Origin of the sequence: Caballeronia glebae (assembly GCF_001545035.1) — a bacterium.
Classification (GTDB): domain Bacteria; phylum Pseudomonadota; class Gammaproteobacteria; order Burkholderiales; family Burkholderiaceae; genus Caballeronia; species Caballeronia glebae.
Window position 1 is genome coordinate 1 of the sequence record NZ_FCOJ02000117.1, and the last position, 8,899, is coordinate 8,899.

Here is an 8,899-nt window from a genome sequence, read left to right on the forward strand (position 1 = left end):
CGAGCGCATTGCGCCCGACGCGGCCCGCCGAGCGCGACCTGAACGCCACCGCGACCGCGACGAAAAAAGGCGCGCCGAATGTCGCGCTGGCGAGCACGCAGACGCTTACGTCGGAACGGGTGCGCGAGCGCATGGTCGAAAGGCTGCGCTCCAACGGCGTGACCGATCCGCGCGTGCTGAACGCGATGTCGGTCGTGCCGCGCCACATGTTCGTCGATCCGGGGCTCGCCGCGCAGGCCTACGAAGACGCCGCGCTGCCGATCGGTCATCACCAGACCATCTCGAAGCCGTCGGTCGTCGCGCGCATGATCGAGCTGGTCGCGACCGGGCGTGCGCTGAACAAGGTGCTGGAGATCGGCACCGGCTGTGGCTATCAGGCGGCGGTGCTTTCGCAAGTCGCCACTGAGGTTTATTCAATCGAACGCGTGCGGCCGTTGTCGGAGCGCGCGAAGCTCAATCTTCGGCCGTTGCGCGTGCCGAACATCAGGCTGCATTACGGCGATGGCCGTCTCGGCTTGACCGCGGCCGCGCCGTTCGACGCAATCGTGATCGCATGCGCGGGCCTCGACGTTCCGCAGGCCTTGCTCGATCAACTGGCGGTGGGCGGCAAGCTCGTCGCGCCGGTCGGATCGCAGGCCGCGCAGTCGCAGGTGCTGACGCTCGTCACGCGCGTTTCGGCGACGCAATGGCGGGAAGAGCAGCTCGATCGCGTTTTCTTTGTACCCTTAAAATCCGGAGTGATTTGACACCGATGAGTATCCTGCGTGCTTTGCGAGAAGGAAGTGCGGACCAACGCATGAGCGCGGCGCAGCGCGGCGTGTGCGTGCTGGCTTTGTCCGCGCTGGCGGCGTGTTCGACGCGCATGGACATGGCGCCGGTCGTCGACCGAACCGGCGCGCCCCTCGGCACGACGGCGGCGCAGACGCCGGACAACGGCCCGCCGCCGCCGGGCTATTACCGTGTGAAGCCGGGCGACACCCTATATCGGATCGCACTGGAAAACGGTCAGAATTATCACGACATCGCGACGTGGAACAACCTGACCAACCCGAACCAGATCGAAGTCGGCCAGTTGATGCGCGTGGCGCCTCCGGGAGCGAATGTCGCGGCGGCGACGCCCGGCGTGGCAACCGCGCCGATCGTAGGCGGCGGCGTGCAGACGCAGCCGCTGAACGGTGCGAATGCGTACGCGAGCCCGCAGCCGGGCGCGAACACGCCGCCGCCGTATTACGGTCCGAATTCGGGCATGGGCGCGACACCCGGAACGGCCGGGGCGGCAGCGGGCATGGCATCGGCGCCCGGCGTGCCGGGTGTGCCTGGCGCGGACGCGAACGCGACGGCTCCGGCGGGCCAGCCGGCGTTCATCTGGCCGGCGCGCGGTCCGATTCTCGGCACGTTCGACGACGCGAAGAACAAGGGTTTGAATATTGGCGGAGCGGCGGGAGACGCGGTCAACGCTTCTGCGGATGGCCGAGTGGTTTACTCCGGAAATGGGCTGCGCGGCTACGGCAATCTCATTATCATCAAACACGACGCGACTTTTCTTACCGCGTACGCACATAACCGTGCTTTGATGGTAAAAGAGGGAGACGCGGTAACTAAAGGGCAGAAGATCGCTGAGATGGGGAACAGCGATTCGGACCGCGTGATGTTGCATTTCGAAGTTCGCCGGCAGGGAAAACCTGTTGACCCACTGAAGTATTTGCCGCCGCAATAAAGCGAAACCATCATGCCAAAAACGAAGCGCCGCCTGCCGCAAGCCGAGACTGAGAAGATCAGCCGACCTTTGCAAGTGTCGGTGGAAGACGGTGCTTCGACCCAAGACGAAGAGATCGACAACGTCGATGTCGATGTCGACTCCGAGGAAGAGGGCGGCAACCGCGGAAAAAGAAGCGAAGAAGCAGGTGAAGGCGCAAACGATTCCGCGCCGGAACCCGACGACTTCCGCTCGCTCTTGCAGGCCGAGCTCACGGCCGACACCATCCAGCACTACCTGAACCGCATCAGCGTGAAGCCGCTCTTGACCGTCGAGGAAGAGCAGCGCTATTCGCGACTCGCGAAGGCGGGCGAATTCGAGGCGCGCCAGGTGATGATCGAGCGCAATCTGCGGCTCGTCGTAAGTATCGCGAAGGGCTATCTCAATCGCGGCGTGCCGCTGCTCGATCTGATCGAGGAAGGCAATCTCGGCCTCATGCACGCCATCGAGAAATTCGATCCGACGCGCGGCTTCCGTTTTTCGACCTATGCCACCTGGTGGATCCGCCAGAGCATCGAGCGCGCGATCATGAATCAGGCGCGCACGGTGCGTCTGCCGGTGCACGTGATCCGCGAGCTCAATCAGGTGCTGCGCGCGAAGCGTCATCTGGAAAAAAATTCCGCCAATTCGACTGACAGCGTCGCGCCTGAACGCCGCGACGCGAGCATCGACGATATCGCTTATCTCACCGGCAAGACGCCCGAGGAAGTCACCGATATCCTCGCACTTAACGAACACACGGCTTCGCTCGACGCGCCGCTCGACCTCGATCCGGGCAGCAGCCTGCTCGATCTGCTTTCCGACGACCAGAGCCAGTCGCCGGACGCGGAAGTGCAGCACCGCGAGCTCGAATCGCTCACGCGGCTGTGGCTTTCGCGTCTTTCCGATAAACACCGGCACGTGATCGAACGGCGTTTCGGGCTGAACCACATCGAGCCCGCAACACTCGAAGAGCTTGCCGATGAAATGGGCCTCACGCGCGAGCGTGTGCGCCAGATCCAGCAAGAGGCGCTCGTGCGGCTCAAGCGCTTTTTCGCATCCAACGGCGTTCGCAAGGACGCCGTGCTTTAACGCTTCGGCGACGCCCTTCAGTTTCGGGGCGTCGCGCTCCGGAATTCAATGACACCGATTCTCGTTTTCGACATCGAGACAATCCCCGATGTCGACGGCATTCGCCGTCTCGAAGATTTGCCCGACGATCTCTCCGACCGCGAGGTCGCCGAACATGCGTTCGAAGCGCGCCGCGAGCGCGTCGGCAATAATTTCTTGCCGCATCATCTCCAGCGCGTCGCGGCGATTTCCTGCGTATTTCGCGACAACAACGGCTTTCGCGTGCGCTCGCTCGGCACGACGACCGACGGCGAGGCCGCGCTCATTCAGTCGTTCTATCGCGTGATCGAGAAATACACGCCGCAACTCGTTTCGTGGAACGGCGGCGGCTTCGATCTGCCCGTGCTCCACTACCGCGCACTCGTGCACGGCGTCGCCGCGCCGCGCTACTGGGATCTCGGTCAGGACGACCGCGAGTTCAAATTCAACAACTACATCGGCCGCTACCATATGCGGCACATCGACCTGATGGACGTGCTCGCAATGTATCAGGCGCGCGCCAACGCGCCGCTCGATGCGCTCGCGAAGCTGTGCGGCTTTCCCGGCAAGCTCGGCATGGACGGCGGCAAGGTGTGGGACGCGTATTGCGACGGCCACATCGACGAAATCCGCAACTATTGCGAGACGGATGTCGTCAACACGTATCTGATGTACTGTCGTTTTCAGATGATGCGCGGCGGGTTCACGCCCGACGAGTACGTGGACGAAATCAACGTCGTCAAGAACGCGCTCGCGCAGGAAACTTCACCGCACTGGGCCGAATATCTGGCGGCGTTCGCCAAATGAGATCGTGACGTTCGTCTACAATCTCGCCTTTGCCCCACGATAAGTCAGGAAGTACGCAGGTGTCCGAAGCCGCCCGAAAACCCCAGCATCGCCGCCGCGCCGCGCCGGCGAAATCCGTCACGCCCGATCCGAACTTCGTCGCGCCCGAAATCGAAATCGAGTCGCTCGACATGGAAGCGCGCGGCGTCGGCCGCACGGTCAACGAGGACGGCGAGCCGGGCAAGGTCATCTTCGTCGAAGGCGCGCTGCCGGGCGAACGCGTGAGCTATTCGAGCTTCCGCAAAAAACCGAGCTTCGAGCAGGCGCAAGTGGTGAAGGTGCTGCGCGAGAGCGTGCTTCGCGCGAAACCGAAGTGCCGGTATTTCGGCATCTGCGGCGGCTGTTCGATGCAGCATCTCGACGTGCGCGCGCAGATCGCGGTGAAGCAGCGCGTGCTCGAAGACAACCTGCAACATCTGGCGAAGCTGCGTGCCGAAACCATGTTCAGGCCGATTCACGGGCCGTCGTGGGGATATCGCTATCGGGCGCGCCTGACCGTGCGGCACGTCGAGAAGAAGGGCGGCGTGCTGGTCGGCTTCCACGAGCGCAAAAGCAGTTATGTCGCCGACATGACGAGCTGCGAAGTGCTGCCGCCGCACGTTTCCGCGATGCTCGTGCCGCTGCGTCATCTGGTGGCGGGGCTGTCGATCCGCGATCGCATGCCGCAGATCGAACTCGCGGTAGGATCGGACGTGACGGCGCTCGTGCTGCGCATTCTTGAGCCGCTGACCGAAGCCGACGAAGCACTGCTGCGCACCTTCGCCGATGAGCACGGCGTCCAGTGGTGGCTCCAGCCGAAGGGGCCGGACACCGTCAGTCAGTTCTACCCGCTCGACACCGAGCTGTCGTACACGCTGCCGGAATTCAATATCCGCATGCCGTTCAAGCCGACCGATTTCACGCAGGTCAATCATCAGATCAATCGCGTGCTGGTGAGCCGGGCGCTCAGCCTGCTCGCACCGGAGAAGTCCGACCGCGTGCTCGACCTGTTCTGCGGCATTGGCAACTTCACGCTGCCGCTCGCGCGCGTGTCGCGCGAAGTGGTCGGGATCGAAGGCAGCGAGGCGCTGACGGCCCGCGCGCTGGAGAACGCGAAGGCGAATGGCGTCGATGGCCACACGTCCTTCGCGTGCCGAAATCTCTTCGAAGTGACCGCCGACGACCTGCGCGCGCTCGGCCGTTTCGACAAGTTCCTCGTCGATCCGCCGCGCGAAGGCGCGCTCGCCGTGTCGAAGGCGCTCGTGGACATTGCCCAGAGCGGCGACGGGCCGTTGCCGCAACGCATCGTCTACGTGTCGTGCAATCCGGCGACACTCGCGCGCGACGCCGGCCTGCTCGTGCACGAGGCGGGTTATCGAATGAAGGGCGCGGGCGTGGTGAATATGTTCCCGCACACGTCGCACGTCGAATCGATTGCGTTGTTCGAGCGCGACTGACGCGGCTGCGGCTGAGCACAGAAACAAAAAAACCGGCCCGAAGGCCGGTTTTTCCTTTCCGCGAATCGAGCCGCCGATTAGTTGCGGTTGCCGCCGAAGATGCCGAGCAGCGCCAGCAGGTTCGTGAACACGTTGTACAGGTCGAGGTAGATCGCGAGCGTGGCGCTGATGTAATTCGTCTCGCCGCCGTTCACCACGCGCTGCACGTCGAACAGCATGTACGCCGAGAAGATCACGATGGCGAGCACGGAGATCGTCATCATCAGCGCGGGCAGTTGCAGGAAGATGTTCGCGAACGCGGCCAGCAGAATGACGATCACGCCCATGAACAGGAACTTGCCGAGGCCCGAAAAATCGCGCTTGCTGACGGTGGCGATAGTCGCCATGGCCGCGAAGATCACACCCGTGCCACCGAAGGCCATCATGATGAGCTGCGGCCCGTTCGAAAAACCGAGAATGAAGCTCAGCAGACGCGAGAGCATCAGGCCCATGAAGAACGTGAAGCCGAGCAGGACGACCACGCCCATGCCGCTGTCTTTCGTTTTCTCGATCGCGAACATGAAGCCGAATGCGATCGCGAGGAACGCGATGAAGCTCATCGCCGGGCTGGTGGCGGCGAACAGCGAGAAGCCCGTCGCAACGCCGACCCATGCGCCGAGCACCGTGGGCACCATCGAGAGCGCGAGCAGCCAGTAGGTGTTGCGCAGCACGCGGTTGCGCACCTCGACCGAGGTGACGCTGCCATTGCGCCCAAAACTATAGGGTGATTCGTTCATGGTTTCTCCTTGCTCCAATTGTCAGTCGTTTGGTCTTCCCGCGACATCCGTCACACACGAATGATAAGGCGCGCGGACTTAAGCCAGTATTAGAACCGCTTCGCGCCGCCGCCGCATAAACCGGTCCGGTTGCGATGCTGCGTTTTGCTCCAATATGGCCCCGGCGCGCGCCGAATTCAATAGTCCGAAAGGCTGATTCGGCCGCCCGGACGGTTAAGTCCTCGCAGCTTTTGATTCTTACGATGCCGTAAGGTTTCAATCGCAATCATACCTTGCTTCGTGCTACAATTGTCGATTCGTTTTAATCCGTAAACTGTTCATTTTTTGGAGTTTTTCATGGCGATCGAGCGCACCCTGTCGATTATCAAGCCGGACGCAGTGGCAAAGAACGTTATCGGCCAGATCTACAGCCGTTTCGAAAGCGCGGGTCTGAAGATCATCGCTTCGCGCATGGTTCATCTGTCGCGCGCGGACGCAGAAAAGTTCTACGCCGTGCACGCTGCACGTCCGTTCTTCAAGGATCTCGTTGAGTTCATGATTTCCGGCCCGGTCGTGATTCAGGTGCTGGAAGGCGAGAATGCGATCGGCAAGCATCGCGACCTGATGGGCGCGACCGATCCGAAGAAGGCGGACAAGGGCACGATCCGCGCCGATTTCGCCGACAGCATCGACGCGAACGCCGTGCATGGTTCCGACGCGGCAGAAACGGCAGCGCAGGAAGTTGCATTCTTCTTCCCGCAAGTGAACGTCTACTCGCGTTAATTTTTACGTTGGAAACCGCGTTGGTCCATCGGCCTTCGCGCGCATCGCGCCTCGACGCAACAATAGCGGTACGAAAACAAGCAGGAATTGGCGCGAACGGTCCCGGGAAGCAGATTCCGGGCTTCGCAATCTGAAATGGCAGAACTTGACATGACGAGCAGCACCACCGTCAATCTTCTCGATCTCGACGCCGCCGGGCTCACCGCGTATTGCGCGAGCCTGGGCGAAAAGCCGTTTCGCGCCAAGCAATTGCAGCGCTGGATCCACCAATACGGTGCCGAAGACTTCGACGGCATGACGGATCTCGCGAAATCGCTGCGCGAAAAACTCAAGGGCCGCGCCAACATGGCGATGCCCGAAATCATTAGCGACCACGTTTCCGCCGATGGCACACGCAAGTGGCTCATCGACGTCGGCAACGGCAACGCGGTCGAAACCGTGTTCATCCCCGAAGAGACGCGCGGCACGCTGTGCGTGTCGTCGCAGGCGGGCTGCGCGGTGAATTGCCGGTTCTGTTCGACCGGCAAGCAGGGCTTTTCACGCAACCTGACAACGGGCGAGATCATCGGCCAGTTGCGCATGGCCGAGTTCGCGCTGCGCAAGTCGCTCGGGCGCGAAGTCGGCGGGCCGGGCAAGGGCGAGCGCGTCGTCACGAACGTCGTGATGATGGGCATGGGCGAGCCGATGCTCAATTACGACGCCGTCGTGCCGGCCATGCGCCTGATGCTCGACGACAACGCCTATGGCTTGTCGCGCCGTCGCGTGACCTTGTCCACGTCGGGCGTCGTGCCGATGATGGACCGCCTCGCGGCCGATCTGCCGGTGGCGCTCGCGGTATCGCTGCACGCGCCGAACGATCCGCTGCGCGACATGCTGGTGCCGCTCAACAAGAAGTACCCGCTGCGCGAGTTGATGGCGGCGTGCCAGCGTTATCTGAAGGTTGCGCCGCGCGACTTCATCACGTTCGAATATTGCATGCTCGACGGCGTCAACGACACGGAGGCGCACGCGCGCGAACTGCTTGCCGTGACGCGCGATGTCCCATGCAAATTCAACCTGATCCCGTTCAATCCGTTCCCGGAATCGGGCCTGACGCGCTCGAAGAATGAGCAGATCAAGCGGTTCGCGCAGGTTCTGATGGACGCCGGCATCGTCACGACCGTGCGCAAGACGCGCGGCGACGATATCGATGCGGCCTGCGGGCAACTCGCGGGCGCGGTGCAGGACCGCACGCGCCTTGCCGAACGCATGGGCCGCGCGGGAAGCAAGACGATCGAGGTGCGGGCGGTCTGAAGGAGCGTCCGAATCAAAAGTCGCAGCGAAAAGGCGCGGCAAGCGTCTGGATGCGGCACTAAAAGCCGAACATTTTGTTATAAAGCGGTCTGCAATGGCGCTGCAGTTGTATCGTGCACGTGGTTTATTTAAACCGAACAACGCAATAGCGCCATATAGAAGAAACGATGCGAGGAATTTGGCATGAGTGAGCCGCAGCACCCGACGCCTTTTGGCAGTCATTCCGGTAACCGGCCCGGCAGTCAGCACGATGGGCAGGGCGACCCGGAAGGGGCGGCATCGAATGCGAACCAGCCGGGCGCTCTCGACTCGATGCCGGCGGTTGGCGCGCGTCTCGCGCAGCTCCGCCAAGCGAAAGGATGGTCGATCGACGACGTTTCCGCGCGCCTCAAGGTGTCGCCGCCGAAGCTGCTGGCGCTCGAAGCGGGCGATATCAGCCAGTTGCCCGATCGCACGTTCGCCGCAGGCATCGTGCGCAGCTACGCGAAGATTCTGGGCGCCGATCCGGCGCCGTTCACGCAGGCGTTTCGGCGCAGCGGCGCTGATATCGAGCAAAATCTGCGGGTGCCGGCTACGGCGGGCACGGGTATGCCGCGCGCTCGCATGTCGGTGCCGCTCGGCAATTCGTCGGGTCGCAAACGTTCGTGGTTGTGGGGCGTGCTGGCGATCATCGTCGTGCTGGCGGCGCTCGTGATGTGGCACACCGGCGGCGATTCGAGCAACTGGCTGGCACGCCTGAAAGCGACGACCGGCATTGGCTTGTCGTCGACATCCGGTCCCGCGTCCGCATCGAACGAATCGGCCGACACGACGTCCGCGCCGACGCCCGACGAGGCAGCCGCGGCCAACACCGGCGAAGCATCGTTGCCCGAAGTGGCGGCCGCGCCCGGCGAGCAGCCGATGCCGCGTCCGCTCGGCACGAACGCGCTGCCGGCTTCGTC

Annotated in this window: 9 protein-coding genes; 8 read left to right on the plus strand and 1 reads right to left on the minus strand. The window is 62.9% G+C overall.

Annotated elements, in window-relative coordinates; translation table 11 throughout:
• The 5 genes from AWB82_RS35765 to rlmD form a co-directional block, all read left to right on the plus strand.
• Positions 1–746 (plus strand): protein-L-isoaspartate(D-aspartate) O-methyltransferase (locus tag AWB82_RS35765; RefSeq protein ID WP_235023587.1); only part of this gene is annotated, 746 nt, incomplete at its 5' end.
• A gap of 5 nt (positions 747–751) precedes the next feature.
• Positions 752–1,717 carry a peptidoglycan DD-metalloendopeptidase family protein gene (locus AWB82_RS35770; protein ID WP_086973980.1) on the plus strand — a complete coding sequence of 322 codons (966 nt, stop codon included), beginning with the start codon at positions 752–754 and terminating at the stop codon, positions 1,715–1,717.
• Positions 1,718–1,729: 12 nt separating this feature from the next.
• A complete protein-coding gene (rpoS, locus tag AWB82_RS35775) occupies positions 1,730–2,827 on the plus strand; it encodes an RNA polymerase sigma factor RpoS (RefSeq protein ID WP_086973981.1) in 1,098 nt (365 codons plus the stop codon).
• Between the two features lie 48 nt (positions 2,828–2,875).
• Complete coding sequence (locus AWB82_RS35780; protein ID WP_086973982.1) at positions 2,876–3,652, plus strand: 3'-5' exonuclease; 777 nt, start codon at positions 2,876–2,878, stop codon at positions 3,650–3,652.
• A 59-nt stretch (positions 3,653–3,711) separates the two neighbouring features.
• On the plus strand, positions 3,712–5,127 hold the full coding sequence (rlmD, locus tag AWB82_RS35785; protein WP_086973983.1) for a 23S rRNA (uracil(1939)-C(5))-methyltransferase RlmD: 1,416 nt from the start codon (positions 3,712–3,714) through the stop codon (positions 5,125–5,127).
• A gap of 77 nt (positions 5,128–5,204) precedes the next feature.
• Here rlmD and AWB82_RS35790 read toward each other — a convergent pair whose 3' ends face one another.
• Complete coding sequence (locus AWB82_RS35790) at positions 5,205–5,903, minus strand: Bax inhibitor-1/YccA family protein (protein ID WP_061120354.1); 699 nt, start codon at positions 5,901–5,903, stop codon at positions 5,205–5,207.
• 336 nt (positions 5,904–6,239) lie between these two features.
• Between AWB82_RS35790 and ndk the strand changes: the two genes are divergently transcribed.
• The 3 genes from ndk to AWB82_RS35805 all read left to right on the plus strand — a co-directional run.
• The gene (ndk, locus tag AWB82_RS35795; RefSeq protein WP_086973984.1) at positions 6,240–6,665 is read left to right on the plus strand and encodes a nucleoside-diphosphate kinase; all 426 of its coding nucleotides are present in this window, start codon (positions 6,240–6,242) and stop codon (positions 6,663–6,665) included.
• Positions 6,666–6,815: 150 nt separating this feature from the next.
• Positions 6,816–7,958, plus strand: a complete 1,143-nt coding sequence (gene rlmN / locus AWB82_RS35800) for a 23S rRNA (adenine(2503)-C(2))-methyltransferase RlmN (protein ID WP_086973986.1) — start codon at positions 6,816–6,818, stop codon at positions 7,956–7,958.
• Between the two features lie 183 nt (positions 7,959–8,141).
• Positions 8,142–8,899, plus strand: a 758-nt coding sequence (locus tag AWB82_RS35805) for a helix-turn-helix domain-containing protein (RefSeq protein WP_086973985.1), incomplete at its 3' end; no start/stop codon positions are given.